Annotated in this window: 12 protein-coding genes, 2 tRNA genes and 3 rRNA genes; 10 read left to right on the plus strand and 7 right to left on the minus strand. The window is 59.3% G+C overall.

The window, feature by feature from the left end; genetic code table 11:
- Positions 1-19: 19 nt before the first annotated feature.
- Complete coding sequence (locus ACOABP_RS29215) at positions 20-973, minus strand: Bug family tripartite tricarboxylate transporter substrate binding protein (RefSeq protein ID WP_474231401.1); 954 nt, start codon at positions 971-973, stop codon at positions 20-22.
- Positions 974-1,071: 98 nt separating this feature from the next.
- Positions 1,072-1,989: an NAD(P)-dependent oxidoreductase gene (locus ACOABP_RS29220; RefSeq protein ID WP_474231278.1), complete on the minus strand. Its 918-nt coding sequence runs from the start codon at positions 1,987-1,989 to the stop codon at positions 1,072-1,074.
- A 146-nt stretch (positions 1,990-2,135) separates the two neighbouring features.
- On the opposite strand from ACOABP_RS29220, the gene ACOABP_RS29225 reads away from it, so the two are divergent.
- Both ACOABP_RS29225 and ACOABP_RS29230 read left to right on the plus strand, forming a co-directional pair.
- Positions 2,136-3,047 (plus strand): LysR substrate-binding domain-containing protein, encoded by a 912-nt coding sequence (locus ACOABP_RS29225; RefSeq protein ID WP_474231279.1) that lies wholly within the window; start codon positions 2,136-2,138, stop codon positions 3,045-3,047.
- A 188-nt stretch (positions 3,048-3,235) separates the two neighbouring features.
- Complete coding sequence (locus ACOABP_RS29230; protein ID WP_474231280.1) at positions 3,236-4,276, plus strand: phosphatase PAP2 family protein; 1,041 nt, start codon at positions 3,236-3,238, stop codon at positions 4,274-4,276.
- A 31-nt stretch (positions 4,277-4,307) separates the two neighbouring features.
- On the opposite strand, the gene fusA is transcribed toward ACOABP_RS29230, so the two are convergent.
- Together fusA and ACOABP_RS29240 are read right to left on the minus strand one after the other, a co-directional pair.
- A complete protein-coding gene (gene fusA, locus ACOABP_RS29235) occupies positions 4,308-6,356 on the minus strand; it encodes an elongation factor G (RefSeq protein ID WP_474231281.1) in 2,049 nt (682 codons plus the stop codon).
- 219 nt (positions 6,357-6,575) lie between these two features.
- Positions 6,576-7,061 (minus strand): adenosine-specific kinase, encoded by a 486-nt coding sequence (locus ACOABP_RS29240; RefSeq protein WP_474231282.1) that lies wholly within the window; start codon positions 7,059-7,061, stop codon positions 6,576-6,578.
- A 238-nt stretch (positions 7,062-7,299) separates the two neighbouring features.
- Here ACOABP_RS29240 and ACOABP_RS29245 point away from each other — a divergent pair, with 238 nt between their 5' ends.
- From ACOABP_RS29245 to ACOABP_RS29255, 3 genes are all read left to right on the plus strand, one after another.
- On the plus strand, positions 7,300-7,668 hold the full coding sequence (locus ACOABP_RS29245) for a hypothetical protein (protein ID WP_474231283.1): 369 nt from the start codon (positions 7,300-7,302) through the stop codon (positions 7,666-7,668).
- A 349-nt stretch (positions 7,669-8,017) separates the two neighbouring features.
- Positions 8,018-8,404, plus strand: a complete 387-nt coding sequence (locus ACOABP_RS29250) for a hypothetical protein (RefSeq protein ID WP_474231284.1) — start codon at positions 8,018-8,020, stop codon at positions 8,402-8,404.
- Positions 8,405-8,764: 360 nt separating this feature from the next.
- Positions 8,765-9,394, plus strand: a complete 630-nt coding sequence (locus ACOABP_RS29255; protein WP_474231285.1) for a YceI family protein — start codon at positions 8,765-8,767, stop codon at positions 9,392-9,394.
- 144 nt (positions 9,395-9,538) lie between these two features.
- Here the strand turns inward: ACOABP_RS29255 and ACOABP_RS29260 are convergent, their stop codons facing one another.
- On the minus strand, positions 9,539-9,799 hold the full coding sequence (locus ACOABP_RS29260; protein WP_474231286.1) for a hypothetical protein: 261 nt from the start codon (positions 9,797-9,799) through the stop codon (positions 9,539-9,541).
- Positions 9,800-9,948: 149 nt separating this feature from the next.
- Between ACOABP_RS29260 and ACOABP_RS29265 the strand changes: the two genes are divergently transcribed.
- The 5 genes from ACOABP_RS29265 to rrf all read left to right on the plus strand — a co-directional run bounded on the left by ACOABP_RS29265 (position 9,949) and on the right by rrf (position 15,131).
- A 16S ribosomal RNA gene (locus ACOABP_RS29265) occupies positions 9,949-11,480 on the plus strand.
- Positions 11,481-11,542: 62 nt separating this feature from the next.
- Positions 11,543-11,619 (plus strand) — tRNA-Ile (locus ACOABP_RS29270).
- 11 nt (positions 11,620-11,630) lie between these two features.
- Positions 11,631-11,706 (plus strand) — tRNA-Ala (locus ACOABP_RS29275).
- 310 nt (positions 11,707-12,016) lie between these two features.
- Positions 12,017-14,895 (plus strand): 23S ribosomal RNA (locus tag ACOABP_RS29280).
- Positions 14,896-15,017: 122 nt separating this feature from the next.
- Positions 15,018-15,131 (plus strand): 5S ribosomal RNA (gene rrf / locus ACOABP_RS29285).
- Together the 16S, 23S and 5S rRNA genes with 2 tRNA genes alongside form the textbook arrangement of a ribosomal RNA operon.
- A gap of 289 nt (positions 15,132-15,420) precedes the next feature.
- Here rrf and ACOABP_RS29290 read toward each other — a convergent pair.
- Positions 15,421-16,509, minus strand: a complete 1,089-nt coding sequence (locus ACOABP_RS29290; RefSeq protein ID WP_474231288.1) for a porin — start codon at positions 16,507-16,509, stop codon at positions 15,421-15,423.
- A 208-nt stretch (positions 16,510-16,717) separates the two neighbouring features.
- On the minus strand, positions 16,718-18,016 hold the full coding sequence (locus tag ACOABP_RS29295; protein WP_474231290.1) for an MFS transporter: 1,299 nt from the start codon (positions 18,014-18,016) through the stop codon (positions 16,718-16,720).
- Between the last annotated feature and the right edge of the window lie 15 nt (positions 18,017-18,031).

Here is an 18,031-nt window from a genome sequence, read left to right on the forward strand (position 1 = left end):
GCTGCAAGGGCGATGGCACTTATTCCGGCGTAATGCCGACTTCCTTGACGATCGTGGCCCATTTGCCGATTTCGGACTTGACGAACGGGCCGAACTGCGCGGCCGGCTGCCGTTTCGGGGTCAGCCCCTGCTGGGCAAAGCGACGGATCAGGTCTTCATTGGCAAGCGCCTTGTCCAGTGACGCCGAGAGCTTGCGCGCGACATCGTCGGGCAGGCCACTCGGTGCCATCAGGCCGAACCAGACCGTCAGGTCAAAACCCGGGGCGCCGGATTCATTCAGCGTCGGGATGTCGGCGGCCAGCGGGAAGCGATCCCGCGTGCTGACGCCGTAGATCTTTACCTTGCCGGCACGCGCCTGCTGCAAGCCATTGGCGAAGTCGGTAAATGTCAGCGTGACAATGCCGCCCATCACGTCGGTCAGGGCCTGCGGACCGCCCTTGTATGGCACCTGGACGATTTCGGACTTGCCCATATGTGCAAGCTTGGCGCCGAATACCTGCGCGCTGCCCGAACCGTAGCCGTAGGTCAGCTTGCCCGGGTTCTGACGTGCGTATTGAAAGACATCGCCCACGTTCTTGCCCGGCGCGGCCGGTGCGCCGACCAGCAGGTACGGCGTTTCCGCAACGCCGCCCAGGGGCTGGAGATCCTTGACCGGGTCATAAGGCAGCTTCTTGAACAGGCTGACGTTGCTGGCCGCCGTCGTGACGCCGACGATCACGATCGTGTAGCCGTCGGGCTTGCTCTGGGCCGCCTGCTGCGTGCCGATGATGCCGTTGGCACCGGGTTTGTTGTCGATGACAAAGGGTTGCCCCAGATCGTGCGACATGGGCTCGGCCAGGGCGCGCGCCACCACGTCGGTAATACTGCCCGCCGGGAAGGGCACGACCATGCGGATCGGCCGGTCGGGATAGCCCGCTGCCAGGGAGGCGGCGCTCACGGTGAAGGCCACCGCCGCGGCCATGCCACGGTACAGGTTGATCATGTTGTCTCCAGAATCGTATTTTTTATCCGGCGCCATGCCGGTGGATACCGCGCTTTGGGGGCGCGCCATCAATGTTGCCCGCGTCGCCGTCAGGACGCGACAGTGCCCGCCTGCATGCTTTCCAGGTACCGGATGATCTCGGTATTGTCGGCACGTGCGTCAAGCGTATCGGTGGCCTGCTTCCAGAGCGACGCGCAGAGCGTCAGCTGGGGCGCATCGACATCGGCCAAGGCCTGCAAGCCGGCGGCGGTGGCCAGGTCCTTGGCCTGCAGGCGCAGCGCGAAGCCGGCGTTGAACGTGCGCGGGATGATGAACTGGGCGAGCTTGGTCTCGGTGGCGACGTTGCGTCCGCTCGATGCGTTCAGGACGCGCGCGAAGACGTCGGCGTTCAGGTCCATGCGTTGCGCAATCAGCATCGCCTCGGAAGCGGCCAGCAACCCCGCTGCATAGACATAGTTGTTGAGCGCCTTCATCGCATGCGCAGAGCCCACCGCGCCGGTTTCGATCAGGGTCTCGCCCATGTACTCGAGCAGGGGGCGTGCCACTGCCACGTGTGCGGGATCGCCCCCTGCCATGATCGCCAGCGTGCCCGCGCGTGCCTTGGCGACGGCGCCGGATACGGGCGCGTCGACCAGGGCAATCTGCCGTGCCGCAAGCGTGTCAGCCAGCTTGCGCGTGTCGCCCGGATTCGACGACCCCATGTCGATGATGGTGGCGCCGGCCGACAGTATGTCCACGAGTCCGCGCTGCTCGCTGTTGCCCGCAACGACCTGGTTGGTGATGGGGCTGTTGGGCAGCATCGTGATAACGATACTGCACTCTGCCAGTTGTGACAGCGACGTCGCACGGTGCAGCGTATCCCCCCACGCGGGCAGGCCGGCCAGAGCGGTAAACGGCGCGTCCGCGGTGTCGAATGCCTGAATGTCGAGATCCGGGGCAGTTGCCAGGTTTTCCAGCATCGGCAACCCCATCATCCCCAAGCCTACAAAGCCAATTTTGCGACGCATGCATCTCCTCCAGAGTATGTCTCTTTTGTATCCGGGATGGCCCGTTCCATGGGGAAGATGCTATGGGTTTTTATCTGCTTTGTCGTATGCTCGGGTGATTGCGGGTTATAACATTCGGTTATCGATGAGGGTGCGCTGGAGGCGCGATGAGATTCAAGCTGCGGCAGATGGAAGTGTTTCGGGCTGTGATGCTGACGGGATCGATGAACGGTGCGGCCAGCCTGCTCTGCATCTCGCAGCCGGCCGTCAGCAGGTTGGTCGCCTATACCGAGCAGAGCCTCGGGCTGAAGCTGTTCGAACGGGTGAAAGGCAAGCTGCATCCCACCGCCGAAGCCCAGATGCTGTACGAGGAAGTCGGGTCGCTGTTCGAGGAAGCTTCCCGGATCGATGAGTTTGCCCGGGATCTGGCTACCAATCCGCAAGGCACGCTCAAGCTGTGCTCCAGCCCAAGCCTTGCCCTCAATTTCCTGCCGCCGGTCGTGGCCACATTCCTGGAGGCGCATCCGCAAATCCGGCTGACAATGCGCACCACCTTGCTGGCCGACATGGCGCTCGAACTGCTGGGCCGCAAGGCGGAGCTGGCGGTGTCTGTGCTGCCGATCGAGCATCCCAACCTTGTGGTCGAGCCATTCGCGCAAGGCCGCATGGTCTGCATCATGCCGGAGGGCCATCCGCTGACCGCACACGCTGCCGTCTCGCTCACGCAGGCGGCGGCCTATCCGTTGGTCCTGTATGCACGCCATATCCCGTTTGGGCAGCTGCTATCGGCGGCCTTCGAGCAGGCGGGCGTGGAATGGCGGGCCAAGGCGGATATCGAGCGGGCAGAACTGGCTTGTGCGCTGGTACGGGCAGGTACAGGCATCGCCATCGTCGATGAATTCTCGGTGGGTCGTGCAGGGTGGCCCGGCACGGTAGTGCGACCGCTACGCGAACATATTCCACTGACGCTCAGCCTGGTCCGCTCGCGCTTCGACATGCCAACCCGTCAGGCCCAGGCGTTTGTCGGCCTGCTGAAGTTGCATGCCGCCAACTATGTCGGGGTGGACATCGTCGACTGATTTTGCGCGGCGTGCGAAGCGGATCTTTCCTGCGGGCCGTGCCGCTCCGCTGTCAGCCGTACCACGCCTGGCCCCGGCCCTTGCCAATGTGTGTGCGAAGGCACATACCCTCACCGGATCTCAAGAGAGCATTCGCTAAAGGGATGTAATGCCGCCACACGAAGCGCATTAGCTAAAAGGGAGGGGGGATGCCAAAATTGGCGCAGCTTTTCTCGGGGAATCTCAAAACATCAGGAAGCAGCGTTCAGAGTCAAAGGGTCGATCACAGCGCAAGACAATCGATAGCACACCGGTACCTGGCCGGTTGGGGCGTAACGGCAATAATCATTGGCATTGATTGGGCATGGATGTCGTTACGGGGGTATGCCGTTCCGAATGAGTTCGTTTTCGGCATCGGCCATTGTGCGCTCGCGCTTCTATTCCTGGCGGCCGTTCTCACCATTTTCAGCAAGATTTCGCGCTACGCGTTGATGACGGGACGGTTCCGCTTTCGCGAAGTCTCTGACACCTTGAGTTGGGTCGCGCTTCTTGCCTGTTTTTTTGCGGCCTGCAATCTGCTGCAGTATCTATGCACCACCGTTGGCGCACCGCTGGTCGATGGGATACTGGTACAGATTGACTGTGCGTTCGGATTCGAGTGGGTAGAGCTCTATCGCTGGGTCCGTGCGCGCCCAGCCGTGCAGCATGTCTTCAAGCTTGCTTACGTGAGCTTTTTCCTGCAATTGCTGCTGGTCCCTGTCGTGCTGGGTCTGTCGCGTCGTCGAGCGGCGCTATCGGAGTTCGTCACGCTACTGATGATCTCCCAGATCCTGCTGCTTTTCCTGTCCACGGCTTTGCCGGCTTCGAGCGCTTTCGTTCATTTTGGTATCTCTGACCCTGGAACATCGGAAACGGTGTCGGATTTCAGCCTGCTTCGAAATGGAGTGCTGACGCTGATGAACCCAGTGCAAGGGCTTGTGTCGATGCCGTCCTTTCACACAATGGTAGCGATTGTCTGCACCTATTCATTGCGAGGCATGCCCGTCGCATTTGCAGGGGCGGCGGCGTTGAATACCTTGATGATAGCTTCCACCCCAACGCAAGGCGGTCACTATCTGGTCGATGTGCTGGCGGGAATACTGTGTGCGATCGGCACGATCTGGAGCGTCCGCAGGCTGTTCGCGCGCCGCAGTACCCTCACGATGTCCGCAATCGTCATGGCGCCGGCATCGGCTTCGGAGGCTGTCTAGGCGTCGAGGCGCTGTTGTCGATCTCCATCACTCAGGATGCGTTGTCCTCACGTGACTTGTGCTGCGAGGCCATCTGGTCCTGCTGGGTTGGCGGCACGGGCTCGTAGTGGCTGAATTGCATCGCGTAGTGACCGTGTCCCCCAGTGATGCTGTTCACCCGCGACTGGTAGTCGTTGAGTTCGGATAGCGGTACCTGTCCCACGACGATGACGTTGTTGCCGGCCGCGCTCCGTGTGCCGCGGACCTGGCCGCGTTTGGACGAGAGGTCGCTGATGATGTCGCCCATTGCAGCCTCGGGCATCGTCACTTCGATATCCACGATCGGCTCGAGTACGCTCGGCCGGGCCTTGAGCACGGCGTCGACAAAGGCCTTGCGCCCTGCCACGGCGAAGGCCACTTCCTTCGAGTCGACGGAATGGCTCTTGCCATCGAAGACGATGACGCGCACGTCCTGCATGGGAAAGCCGGCCAGCGGGCCGCTGTCTAGAACCTGGCGGATGCCCTTCTCGACAGCGGGAATGAACTGGCCCGGAATGGCGCCCCCCTTGACCGCATCAACGAACTCGAAGCCCGCGCCACGGGGGAGCGGCTCGACGCGAAGAAACACCTCGCCGAACTGACCGGCGCCCCCGGTTTGCTTTTTGTGGCGGTGATGTCCTTCAGCCTTGCCGTCGATGGTTTCCCGATAGGCGATCTTGGGCGGCCGCGTCACGACCTCCAGCTTGTAATGATCGGTCAGGCGCTCCAGCGCACAGCGTAGCTGGAACTCGCCCAGGCCAAGTATGACGGTTTCATTGGTGCCGGCTGGATGTTCGATATGCAGGCAGGGGTCGCCGGCTGTGAGCTTCTGTAGTAGCTCGGACAGGCGCTGCTCGTTACCCCGGCGCGCCGGCTCAATCGCCAAGCCGTAGATCGGCGTGGGGAAATCGAGCGGTGCCAGGTGGATGTTGCCGTCCTCACTGGCGTCATGCAGCACGGCGTCGAAGTTGATCTCGTCGATCTTTGCCACGGCGCAGATGTCGCCCGGACCCGCCTGTGGCACCTCGACGCGCTCCTTTCCCTGCAGCATCAATAGATGCGCGACCTTGAACGGCTGGCGACCCTCGCCGATATAGAGCTGGCTGTCGCGCGTGATCGTGCCTTGGTGGATGCGGAACACCGCCATTTTGCCAAGGTACGGATCGATCGTGATCTTGAAGACATGCGCAAGCACATGTTTGTCGGGCACGGGTTCGGCCCGAACAGTTACCTGGTGCTGACCCGCGTCACGGGAAAACAGCGGGGGATTTCCCTCGGTCGGGTTTGGCAGCAGCCGCACGAATACGTCGAGCAGTTCGGCGACGCCGGTGCCATTGGTTGCCGAGGTGAAGCAGATCGGCACCAGATGGCCCTCGCGCAGTGCCCGCTCGAATGGTGCGTGCAACTGTTCAGGTGCGATTTGCTGGCCTTGTTCGAGATACCGTTCCATCAATTCGGCGTCCATCTCGACGACCTGATCGACGAGAGCCTCATGAGCCGATGCCACGGACAGGAAATCGGCGTCACCCGCCGGGTTGAAGAAGCAATCTACGACCTGGGTGGCGCCCCGGGCTGGGAGATTGATCGGCAGGCACTCCTTGCCGAACGCCTCTTGAATGTCAGCTAGCAGCGACGGCAGATCCACCTTCTCTTTGTCAATGCCATTGACGATGATCATCCGGCATAACTTGCGTGCCTGCGCCCACGCCATCATGCGACGCGTCGCCATATCCACGCCAGTCTGGGCGTTGATGACGATGGCAGCGGTTTCAACCGCCGCCATGGCGCTCATCGACAGGCCAGAGAAGTCGGGATAGCCCGGCGTGTCGAGCAGGTAGATGCGGGTGTCGTGATAGTGGAGGTGGGCGACCGCGCTGGTGAGCGAATGGCGGTATTTGTGCTCAAGCGGATCGAAATCGCAGGTTGTCGTGCCGCGCTCGACACTGCCAGGGCTGTGCAGCGCACCACCCTTGTGGAGCAACGCTTCGACCAGGGAGGTCTTGCCGCCCCCCGTGTGCCCCAACAGGGCGATCGTGCGAATTGCGTCGGGACTATAAAGCATGGGTCGCCCCCCGTCCGGCCATGGCTGTTCGACCATTATTGGCGATATAGGCCGCAAACACCATATCCGGCGATACCCGTGCACGCGGTCGCATCCCGTGCCCGGCGCGCTGACTGAGTATCGGCGTTAAAGTGCCTCATGGGGCGCTCAATGCAAGGGCGTAATCTCGCAGCCCCTGAGCCCGGCGAGGCGCGCCCAGGGTTGAGTACAACATCGCGATCAGAGCTTGTAGCCGAAGTGCCGCAGCAATGCCTTGCGTTCGGCGATATCTGCCTCGGTCTCGAGGCCGACCGGTGAGGCACCGTCTACCACTCCCAGGATGCTTCTGCCCAGTTCCGTCTGGCCAACGATGACCTGCGCAGGGTTGGCCGTGGCGCAGTAAATGCGGCACACCTCAGGTACCGCACGCACGGCGCCCATTACGTTCACGGGGAAGAAACCGTCACCCAGAAAGATCAGGAATGTGTGACCGGCGGCGATGGCCATGGCATTCTGGCAGGCCAGATCGATCATGGCATCGTCGGTGCCCGACCACCGCACCAGGCGTTTGCCTGAGGCTTCGCAGAACGCGAGACCGAAGTGAATACCCGGAACGGTCCCCACAAGTGCCTCGTGCAGATCCTCGACAGTCTTGATGAAGTGCGACTGACCAAGAATGAAGTTGCAGGTCTCTGGTTTCGAAACCTGCACGACGCTGAGTTCCATGGCCGCTCTCCGACTTGATAGACGGCTCTATGGTAGGTGTCGAGGGCCCTATTGCAAGCGATCCAGCCTTGACCGCAGATGAGGACCCATGGCCGCCCCAATCTGCGCGCGGCAGTGCAGTTGCAAGACTTACGGATTGTCACGACTTCCGGGTCAACTCTCGCAGAGCAGCCGCCGTTTCTTCCGGTAAGCACGACACGGTCGTCGATGCTGAAAAAATCTCCCAGGAGTTCCCGCCATGAAGAAGCTGTTCGCTGCTCTCGCCTCCGCCGCCCTCGTTGGTACCGTTTTCGCGCAGACTGGCGTGCCAGCTTCCGCGACGCCATCGCAAGGCGCAGCAACCCACGACAAGGTAACGGCCACCAAGGGCAAGGCCGATGTCAGCACCACCCACCACAAGTCGACCGCCAAGGCGAGCCATCACAAGACAGGCAAGACTGGCGAGGCGGCGGCGGCCAAGCCCGCAGCGGGAGCGCCGACGGCTGACGCAAAGACCGACGCCAATAAGACAAAGGCAGGTGCCACGGCGTCGGTTGCGCCGACCTCGCCGGCCGCGCATCCTGCGACCGCCAAGGCGGTATCCGTAGACAAGACGAAGACTCAGTAACCGCGCCGACCGTGCGCCCCGGGGAGTGCCAGCGATCGCGTGCGCGATCGCTGGCACTGTACGGCTCGTGAAGCGTTGCGGAGAGTGCGAGCCAGTCAGCCGGACTCGCCTCTCCTTATTTTTGTCGAAGCATTCTAGTCATGTGTCGGCACGAACGATCGCGTTTGCCGATCCCGGCGCCAGGAGTGTGACAGGGTAGGCTCTCTTCCCTGTGCGCTCGTGCTTTGGAAGGCGAACGTTGCCTCCTGACGAGCGAGAACCGCGGCGGCTATCGGCATCCAGTCGCTTTCCGGACACCCAAACCGGTTCTGGTAGATTACGTTCAGTACTCGACCAGGAAACCACGACGATGGCTCAGGAAAGCCTGCAGATTTTCGGCAATCACTACGTACTGTGCCTTCGCACCGAGGCTGGCCAGACCAGTTTCGTCGAGATTGAGTCCGATGGAGATGCGCCCAACGAGACCATCCTTGTCCCGTCCATCGATGAGCACGGCTTGCCCAGCGTGGAAGGGCATCCTCCCGATATGGAAGACTTGCGCAGCCTGGCCGAACTTCACGGGCGCTACTGTCTCACGCTGCTCCTGCTGGCACGTGGCGACGCTTTAGACGAACTGGGCGACCGATACGGCTATGCCCAACTTTCCGATGGGGGTACCTTCGACGCGCTTCGCGTACTGAAGCGTGCCGACGAAGACGGTGTCCTCGCCGACCTTGTTGCGTCCCTGTGCCACTGAAGGAAGGGACGATTGCCTCGGCACTGGCCGACGGCAGAGTCTTGGGCGCCATCAACCGAATCATGGCCCTCGTTCCGCGACTCCAACCGGCAGGAATTGTGTACTCTTTAAATTGACCCTGGGCGGCACTACGCGAATAGATCGACGCGGAGTCCGCTGTAGCGGTGCGGCAACTCAAGATCCGACTCGAAACCGGTGCGGGCATAAAGCGCGACTAGTTTGCGCGGTTCACCAGGTGGTCTGAAGCGCAAGAAGACCAGCCGGCGATCTTTCGGCATTCGGGGAAGTGGTAGGGGGAATAAAGCCTGGTGGCGGGGTGTTTACTCAGCGCAGGCATTGTTCTTCCGCCGAGGAGGCGCCGTGCGCGATTCGCCACCCTGGTTCCGTGCCACCCGCGGGCACGCGATCGTAGAACTTGCGTTTGCGACTGTTATATCGCTGACGACTGCGGTCGGTCACGCACAGCTCAGCGAGACGGAGGGGCGGTCTGACCGATATGTCCTGCAGCATTCCAGCGTTACGCTTGACGTCGATGCGTTCTCAAACTCTCGGATCAAGATGCAATTTCAACGCGTGAATGCGCAGCTTGAGGGAGCGGAGGGTGGACTTGAGGCAGGCCGTGTCACGGTGACGATCGATGCGTCGAGCGTCGAGGCGCGTCCGCGCTTCCTGTCACCAATCATCCGGAGCAGCGGTATGCTCGACGTGGATCGCTATCCTGAGATCAGTTTCGTCAGCACGCGCTTTGTCTTGACCGGTGAGGGTACTGGCTGGCTATTGGGCAACCTCACGATCCGCGGCATTACCCACCCGGTCCGGCTGGCAGTGGCACCGAGTGATCTGGGCGTGAGTCTGCAGCGCGATAACGCAATCGCCTTCTCCGCGACCGGAGAAGTCAGCCGTCGCGAATTTGGCTTCTCTACCTGGTTCCCGACCGTGGCGGACGCGGTTCGCATGAACATCCGGGTGGAGTTTGTGCGAGGCCCTTGAATTCCCTGCCTGGTGCAGAGTGGTCCGCTTTCCGCCGATGGAGGGTTGATGTTCCGGCGCAGGAGCGCTAGCCCATGCCTGCAAGACGATCGGGCGCCCTATAGTCATCTTTTGAAAATTGCTTGCAAGCGCGACGTGGAAGCATTAATATTCGCTCCCCGCTGCTGCAGGTGAACGCATCAAGGCGGCGGGGGAGAATAACTGAAGGTTTTTTGCGCCGGGCAACGCAGGCGGAAGAAAAAAAGAAATTCTCCGAAACGCTTGACGAATCAGGGAATACCCTTGATAATCTCGTTTCTCCGCTGCAACGAAAACGACGCAGCGACAGCGAACGGCAAAGCCGGCGCTGAAGTTCTTTAACAACCAAACAACCGATAAGTGTGGGCGCTTGATGGCGAACGCCACGGAGACCTCGGTCTGCGTGATGCTTCAAAAGTTATCAGTGCTCGCACAGTAAAACATGTTGGTTTGCGTCGCGAGACGTGAGCCAGTCAGTTTTCTGAGAGTGAGCGACCGCTCGAAAGAGCGAGGTGCTTCGGCACCACACAGAGATTGAACTGAAGAGTTTGATCCTGGCTCAGATTGAACGCTGGCGGCATGCCTTACACATGCAAGTCGAACGGCAGCGCGGACTTCGGTCTGGCGGCGAGTGGCGAACGGGTGAGTAATACATCGGAACGTACCCTGTTGTGGGGGATAACTAGTCGAAAGATTAGCTAATACCGCATACGACCTGAGGGTGAAAGCGGGGGACCGAAAGGCCTCGCGCAGCAGGAGCGGCCGATGTCTGATTAGCTAGTTGGTGGGGTAAAGGCCCACCAAGGCGACGATCAGTAGCTGGTCTGAGAGGACGATCAGCCACACTGGGACTGAGACACGGCCCAGACTCCTACGGGAGGCAGCAGTGGGGAATTTTGGACAATGGGGGCAACCCTGATCCAGCAATGCCGCGTGTGTGAAGAAGGCCTTCGGGTTGTAAAGCACTTTTGTCCGGAAAGAAAACGCTCTGGTTAATACCTGGGGCGGATGACGGTACCGGAAGAATAAGCACCGGCTAACTACGTGCCAGCAGCCGCGGTAATACGTAGGGTGCGAGCGTTAATCGGAATTACTGGGCGTAAAGCGTGCGCAGGCGGTTTTGTAAGACAGGCGTGAAATCCCCGAGCTCAACTTGGGAATTGCGCTTGTGACTGCAAGGCTAGAGTATGTCAGAGGGGGGTAGAATTCCACGTGTAGCAGTGAAATGCGTAGAGATGTGGAGGAATACCGATGGCGAAGGCAGCCCCCTGGGACGTCACTGACGCTCATGCACGAAAGCGTGGGGAGCAAACAGGATTAGATACCCTGGTAGTCCACGCCCTAAACGATGTCAACTAGTTGTTGGGGATTCATTTCTTCAGTAACGTAGCTAACGCGTGAAGTTGACCGCCTGGGGAGTACGGTCGCAAGATTAAAACTCAAAGGAATTGACGGGGACCCGCACAAGCGGTGGATGATGTGGATTAATTCGATGCAACGCGAAAAACCTTACCTACCCTTGACATGCCACTAACGAAGCAGAGATGCATTAGGTGCTCGAAAGAGAAAGTGGACACAGGTGCTGCATGGCTGTCGTCAGCTCGTGTCGTGAGATGTTGGGTTAAGTCCCGCAACGAGCGCAACCCTTATCTTTAGTTGCTACGCAAGGGCACTCTAGAGAGACTGCCGGTGACAAACCGGAGGAAGGTGGGGATGACGTCAAGTCCTCATGGCCCTTATGGGTAGGGCTTCACACGTCATACAATGGTGCGTACAGAGGGTTGCCAACCCGCGAGGGGGAGCTAATCCCAGAAAACGCATCGTAGTCCGGATCGTAGTCTGCAACTCGACTACGTGAAGCTGGAATCGCTAGTAATCGCGGATCAGCATGCCGCGGTGAATACGTTCCCGGGTCTTGTACACACCGCCCGTCACACCATGGGAGTGGGTTTTGCCAGAAGTAGTTAGCCTAACCGCAAGGAGGGCGATTACCACGGCAGGGTTCATGACTGGGGTGAAGTCGTAACAAGGTAGCCGTATCGGAAGGTGCGGCTGGATCACCTCCTTTCCAGAGGCTTGTGTTCACAAGTCAAGCGTTCACACTTATCGGTTGTTTGCTGTTACAGCCAAGGGTCTGTAGCTCAGGTGGTTAGAGCACCGTCTTGATAAGGCGGGGGTCGTAGGTTCAAGTCCTACCAGACCCACCAAGTTATCACGCGGGGGATTAGCTCAGCTGGGAGAGCACCTGCTTTGCAAGCAGGGGGTCGTCGGTTCGATCCCGTCATCCTCCACCACTTACCTGGATCAAGGATCGGGGTAACGAGATTACTTGGTTGGTAGCCAAATGAAAGCATTCAATGCTGAGTGCTTTCATTTGGCATTGCCAAGCGACGCAAGTCGGCTGTTCTTTAACAATATGGGATGTAGTAAAGGTGTCGCGAAGCGTTGATGAGACGCTGCAGTACAAACGCGATACCGGGTTGTGATTGTATCAACCAAAATGTATTTAAGTGATCGAAAGATGACTTGGAATACGGCACAAACGCGAGAACTCAGACCTGTAGCCAGCGTGGATAACGGAAGCGTTAGACACACTCGTTATAGGGTCAAGCGAACAAGTGCATGTGGTGGATGCCTTGGCGATCACAGGCGATGAAGGACGCGGTAGCCTGCGAAAAGCTTCGGGGAGCTGGCAAACAAGCTTTGATCCGGAGATGTCCGAATGGGGAAACCCGGCCCGAATGGGTCATCCCTGACTGAATACATAGGTCAGGGAAGCGAACGCGGCGAACTGAAACATCTAAGTAGCTGCAGGAACAGAAATCAACCGAGATTCCCAGAGTAGTGGCGAACGAAATGGGAAGAGCCTTGCACTCTTTAGCAGAACTGTTAGCAAAACGGGATGGAAAGCCCGGCCATAGCAGGTGATAGCCCTGTATGCGAAAACAGATTTGTGGAACTAGGTGTGCGACAAGTAGGGCGGGACACGTGAAATCCTGTCTGAAGATGGGGGGACCATCCTCCAAGGCTAAATACTCGTGATCGACCGATAGTGAACCAGTACCGTGAGGGAAAGGCGAAAAGAACCCCGGGAGGGGAGTGAAATAGATCCTGAAACCGCATGCATACAAACAGTCGGAGCCTGGAAACGGGTGACGGCGTACCTTTTGTATAATGGGTCAGCGACTTACATTCAGTGGCAAGCTTAACCGATTAGGGAAGGCGTAGCGAAAGCGAGTCCGAACAGGGCGTTGAGTCGCTGGGTGTAGACCCGAAACCAGATGATCTATCCATGGCCAGGTTGAAGGTGCGGTAACACGTACTGGAGGACCGAACCCACTAACGTTGAAAAGTTAGGGGATGAGCTGTGGATAGGGGTGAAAGGCTAAACAAATCTGGAAATAGCTGGTTCTCTCCGAAAACTATTTAGGTAGTGCCTCGTGTCTCACCTTCGGGGGTAGAGCACTGTCATGGTTGGGGGGTCTATTGCTGATTACCCCGCCATAGCAAACTCCGAATACCGAAGAGTGCAATCACGGGAGACAGACATCGGGTGCTAACGTCCGGTGTCAAGAGGGAAACAACCCAGACCGCCAGCTAAGGTCCCCAAATATAGCTAAGTGGGAAACGAAGTGGGAAGGCTAAAACAGTCAGGAGGTTGGCTTAGAAGCAGCCACCCTTTAAAGAAAGCGTAATAGCTCACTGATCGAGTCGTCCTGCGCGGAAGATGTAACGGGGCTAAGCTATATACCGAAGCTGCGGACGCGCGTAAGCGCGTGGTAGGAGAGCGTTCTGTAAGCCTGTGAAGGTGTCTTGTAAAGGATGCTGGAGGTATCAGAAGTGCGAATGCTGACATGAGTAGCGATAAAGGGGGTGAAAGGCCCCCTCGCCGTAAGCCCAAGGTTTCCTACGCAACGTTCATCGGCGTAGGGTGAGTCGGCCCCTAAGGCGAGGCAGAGATGCGTAGCTGATGGGAAGCAGGTTAATATTCCTGCACCGTCGTATGATGCGATGGGGGGACGGATCGCGGAAGGTTGTCCGGGTGTTGGAAGTCCCGGTCCCTGCATTGGAGAAGGCGCTTAGGCAAATCCGGGCGCGGAATTCAAGGATGTGGGGCGAGCGGCTTTATGCTGCGAAGCAATCGGAAGTGGTTCCAAGAAAAGCCTCTAAGCTTCAGTCATACGAGACCGTACCGCAAACCGACACAGGTGGGCGAGATGAGTATTCTAAGGCGCTTGAGAGAACTCGGGAGAAGGAACTCGGCAAATTGGTACCGTAACTTCGGGATAAGGTACGCCCTGGTAGCTTGACTGGCCTGCGCCAGAAGGGTGAAGGGGTTGCAATAAAATGGTGGCTGCGACTGTTTAATAAAAACACAGCACTCTGCAAACACGAAAGTGGACGTATAGGGTGTGACGCCTGCCCGGTGCCGGAAGATTAAATGATGGGGTGCAAGCTCTTGATTGAAGTCCCGGTAAACGGCGGCCGTAACTATAACGGTCCTAAGGTAGCGAAATTCCTTGTCGGGTAAGTTCCGACCTGCACGAATGGCGTAACGATGGCCACACTGTCTCCTCCCGAGACTCAGCGAAGTTGAAGTGTTTGTGATGATGCAATCTCCCCGCGGCTAGACGGAAAGACCCCATGAACCTTTACTGTAGCTTTGCATTGGACTTTGAACCGATCTGTGTAGGATAGGTGGGAGGCTTTGAAGCGTGGACGCTAGTTCACGTGGAGCCGTCCTTGAAATACCACCCTGGTTTGTTTGAGGTTCTAACCTTGGCCCGTGAATCCGGGTCGGGGACAGTGCATGGTAGGCAGTTTGACTGGGGCGGTCTCCTCCCAAAGTGTAACGGAGGAGTTCGAAGGTACGCTTGGTACGGTCGGACATCGTACCTAAAGTGCAATGGCAAAAGCGTGCTTAACTGCGAGACCGACAAGTCGAGCAGGTGCGAAAGCAGGACATAGTGATCCGGTGGTTCTGAATGGAAGGGCCATCGCTCAACGGATAAAAGGTACTCTGGGGATAACAGGCTGATACCGCCCAAGAGTTCATATCGACGGCGGTGTTTGGCACCTCGATGTCGGCTCATCTCATCCTGGGGCTGTAGCCGGTCCCAAGGGTATGGCTGTTCGCCATTTAAAGAGGTACGTGAGCTGGGTTTAAAACGTCGTGAGACAGTTTGGTCCCTATCTGCCGTGGGCGTTGGAATCTTGACGGGGGCTGCTCCTAGTACGAGAGGACCGGAGTGGACGTACCGCTGGTGTACCTGTTGTCTCGCCAGAGGCATCGCAGGGTAGCTATGTACGGAAGAGATAACCGCTGAAAGCATCTAAGCGGGAAACTTGCCTGAAGATGAGGATTCCCTGGAGGCTTGACCTCCTTGAAGGGTCGTTCGAGACCAGGACGTTGATAGGCTGGGTGTGGAAGCGCAGTAATGCGTTAAGCTAACCAGTACTAATTGCCCGTAAGGCTTGATCCTATAACCAGTGTGTTTGACCTGGTTGGACGAGAGTCCGCGTGTGCCGAAGGCATACAAACACAACCTCTTTACTACACCCAGATTCGCTGCGCTGACCTCGGTCAGTGCGGCAACCAGTCATGCCTGGTGACCATAGCGAGTTGGAACCACCCCTTCCCATCCCGAACAGGACCGTGAAACGACTTTGCGCCGATGATAGTGCGGACTACCCGTGTGAAAGTAGGTCATCGCCAGGCTCTTATACCCAGAACCCCCAAGCCCAAAAGCTTGGGGGTTTTGCTTTTGCGCGAAACAAACGCGAAGGCGCCCGTTGACGGCAAAATGCCCGTCCCCGTTTCTGTCCCCTTTACCTTCCCGCCCCGGTGCAAATGCCCGGCCGCGCGCGCCCCGTCCATCGAACAAGTTCGAAAAAGCACGGCCCGATGATTTGGCCGATGAGGCGGGCCTTCGGAAAGGTTCGCCTCACCGTGTAGATGTCGCGCGGAAATCCGCGCGTGATTCTGTCTACGACAGCGAAAAGCCGGGTCAGAACTTGTGGCGGATGCCCATCGTGGCGCCAAACTGATTGGCGCCGTTCTGGACGAAGGCGCTGTCCGTCGGGCTGTTGGTGTTAAAGCCGTTCACGCCAAGATTCGAGTTGTTCTTGTTCTTCACGTACGACACGGAGAGGTAGACGTCCGTGCGCTTGGAAAACGCGTAGTCGGCCGTGGCGACGAAGTCCCACGGATCGGCGCCGGAATTCCGGAAGTCCTGGTAATACGCGGCGCCAATCACCGAAAATGCCGGCGTGAACTGATAGCCGAGTCCCGCCCAGTACAGATTGGAACCACCATTCGCGAACTGGCCGCCCGGCAGCGTGGCGCCATTGAATGCCTTGGCCCAACGATAGCCCGCATACGCCTTGGCCGCACCAAACGAATACGATCCCGCAGCCGACGCGCGGCGGATAAGTTGTGCGCTCGCATCCCCCACGTTGTTTGCCTGGTCGTAGATCGCACCGATGGACAGCGGGCCCGTGGCATAGGTGGCCGAGAAGCTGTATTCCCGGCCGTTGGTAAAGTTGCCGGGAATCTCCGTGCCGTTGTTTGTGAGGCTGTACAGGGCGGACACCGTCAGGCCGCCGAAGGTGCCGATGTACTTGCCGCTGTTGTCCGCACGCGAGCCGAATTCCGGCGCGATGGACGTGATGCCATAGCGCGTGGAGATCGCCATCGGATCGTAGAGCAGGCCGAAGTCGAAGTAAGGCGTGGTGTGGCGGCCGAGCGAGAACGTGCCGTACGGACCTTGCAGGCCGACATAGGCGTTACGACCGAACAGGCGGCCGCCCTGGCCCGACGTACCGGTGTCGAAGTTGACGCCGCTTTCCAACACAAACAGGGTCTTGAGGCCACCACCCAGATCCTCCACGCCGCGCATGCCCCAGCGCGATCCGGATTGGTTGCCGGACGTGACGCGCATTGCGCTGCCACCGCTGGTGCCGGCGGCCGTGGGCGCGGACTTGTTCGTGTACTCGATACCGGCGTCAGCTACGCCGTACAGCGTCACGCTGGATTGTGCGCTGGCGGCGCTTGCTGCCAGCAGGCTCAATGCTGCAACTTGCCATTTCAGTGTCATCGTGGATTCTCCTCGTTGTTTTTGCATCGTTTTGCGTTGGAATTGGGGAAAGCGGGAAAGCGGGAAAGCGGGAAAGCGGGAAAGCGGGAAAGCGGGAAAGCGCAGACGGCATGCGCCCGGGCCGCGAACGCGGATGCGTTCGGGCCGCAGCGGGCACTGCCGGTACTTCGGAAGTCGTGCAGAAAGCGGACTTTGACTGACCGTGGGGTCAGGAATGGGCCGGTGTCGACTGCATGCCGGGGTTCGGTGCGGCGGGCGCCACGCGTTCGCGTGCCATCACGAACACGACGGCTGCCGCCACCAGGTCGAACACGGCCAACACCACGAACAGCGGGCTGTAGCCGATATGCGTGACGGCCAAGCCGAACACCAGGGTGAACAGCGTGGCGCCCAGATAGCCGGTCATGCCCGCCAGACCCGTGGCGGTGGCCACCTCGTTCTTACCGAACACGTCGGACGTGATCGAATACAGCGCGCCGGAAAGCGTCTGGTGGGCGAAACCGCCGACGCACAGCAGCGCGATGGCCGCATAAGGGCTATCGACCAGCCCGACGCATGCGGGGCCGATCATGGACAGGCAGCCGACCAGCATTACGAGCTTGCGCGACGTGAACAGCGATACCTTCAGATGCTTGTGGAACCACGGGCTCAGGTAGCCGCCCAGCACGCAACCGATGTCTGCGGCCAGGAACGGCAGCCACGCGAACATCGCAATTTCCTTGATGTTCATATGGCGTTCGGTGGCCATGTACAGCGGAATCCAGGCGTTGAACGTCTGCCATGCGGGTTCCGACAGGAAACGGGGAATCGCGATCGACCAGAAGTTGCGGCCACGCACGATTTGCAGCCAGCTTGCCTTGGGCGCGCCGCTGTCCTTGTGCAGCGACTCCTGTCCGGCCAGGATGTACTCGCGCTCTTCGTCGGACAGACGCTTCTGTTGCTTCGGATGCTTGTAGAACAGTGCCCATAGCGCGGTCCATGCCACGCCAAGCACGCCAACCACCACGAACGACAACTGCCAGCCGCCATGCAGGATCGTCCAGACCACGAGCGGCGGGGCGCAAAGCGCGCCAATCGACGAACCGATGTTGAACCAGCCGATGGCGACCGATCTTTCCTTGGCCGGAAACCACTCGGTGGTGGCCTTCACGCCTCCCGGAATACCGGCCGCCTCGGTAAGCCCGAGCAGGCCGCGGAAGAACGCCATGCCCTGCCAGCCGGTGGCCAGCGCCGCCGCCGCGCATGCCAGCGACCAGGCCAGGGCAAAAATGCCAAAACCAATCTTGGTGCCGATGGCGTCGAGCACCAGGCCCGCCACCGGTTGCATCAGCGCATAACAGACCTGCCATGCCACCACCACGTAGGAGTACTGCTGCGTGGTCATGTTCAGCTCGGTCATCATGGTCGGCGCGGCTACCGACAGCGTATTTCGCGCCAGATAGTTGACGATCAGGCCCATCGTGACCAGGCTGACCATCCACCAGCGCATGCCCTTGATACGTTTCATCGTTTGTCTCCTCGG

This window comes from Cupriavidus sp. HE11 (assembly GCF_056097175.1).

Coding starts and splice junctions, on each gene's coding strand:
- ACOABP_RS29240 (WP_474231282.1), bottom strand. CDS start 7,061: ATGGAACTCAGCGTCGTGCAGGTTTCGAAACCAGAGACCTGCAACTTC.
- ACOABP_RS29290 (WP_474231288.1), bottom strand. CDS start 16,509: ATGACACTGAAATGGCAAGTTGCAGCATTGAGCCTGCTGGCAGCAAGC.
- ACOABP_RS29225 (WP_474231279.1), top strand. CDS start 2,136: ATGAGATTCAAGCTGCGGCAGATGGAAGTGTTTCGGGCTGTGATGCTG.
- ACOABP_RS29220 (WP_474231278.1), bottom strand. CDS start 1,989: ATGCGTCGCAAAATTGGCTTTGTAGGCTTGGGGATGATGGGGTTGCCG.
- ACOABP_RS29245 (WP_474231283.1), top strand. CDS start 7,300: ATGAAGAAGCTGTTCGCTGCTCTCGCCTCCGCCGCCCTCGTTGGTACC.
- ACOABP_RS29250 (WP_474231284.1), top strand. CDS start 8,018: ATGGCTCAGGAAAGCCTGCAGATTTTCGGCAATCACTACGTACTGTGC.
- ACOABP_RS29230 (WP_474231280.1), top strand. CDS start 3,236: ATGCCAAAATTGGCGCAGCTTTTCTCGGGGAATCTCAAAACATCAGGA.
- ACOABP_RS29295 (WP_474231290.1), bottom strand. CDS start 18,016: ATGAAACGTATCAAGGGCATGCGCTGGTGGATGGTCAGCCTGGTCACG.
- fusA (WP_474231281.1), bottom strand. CDS start 6,356: ATGCTTTATAGTCCCGACGCAATTCGCACGATCGCCCTGTTGGGGCAC.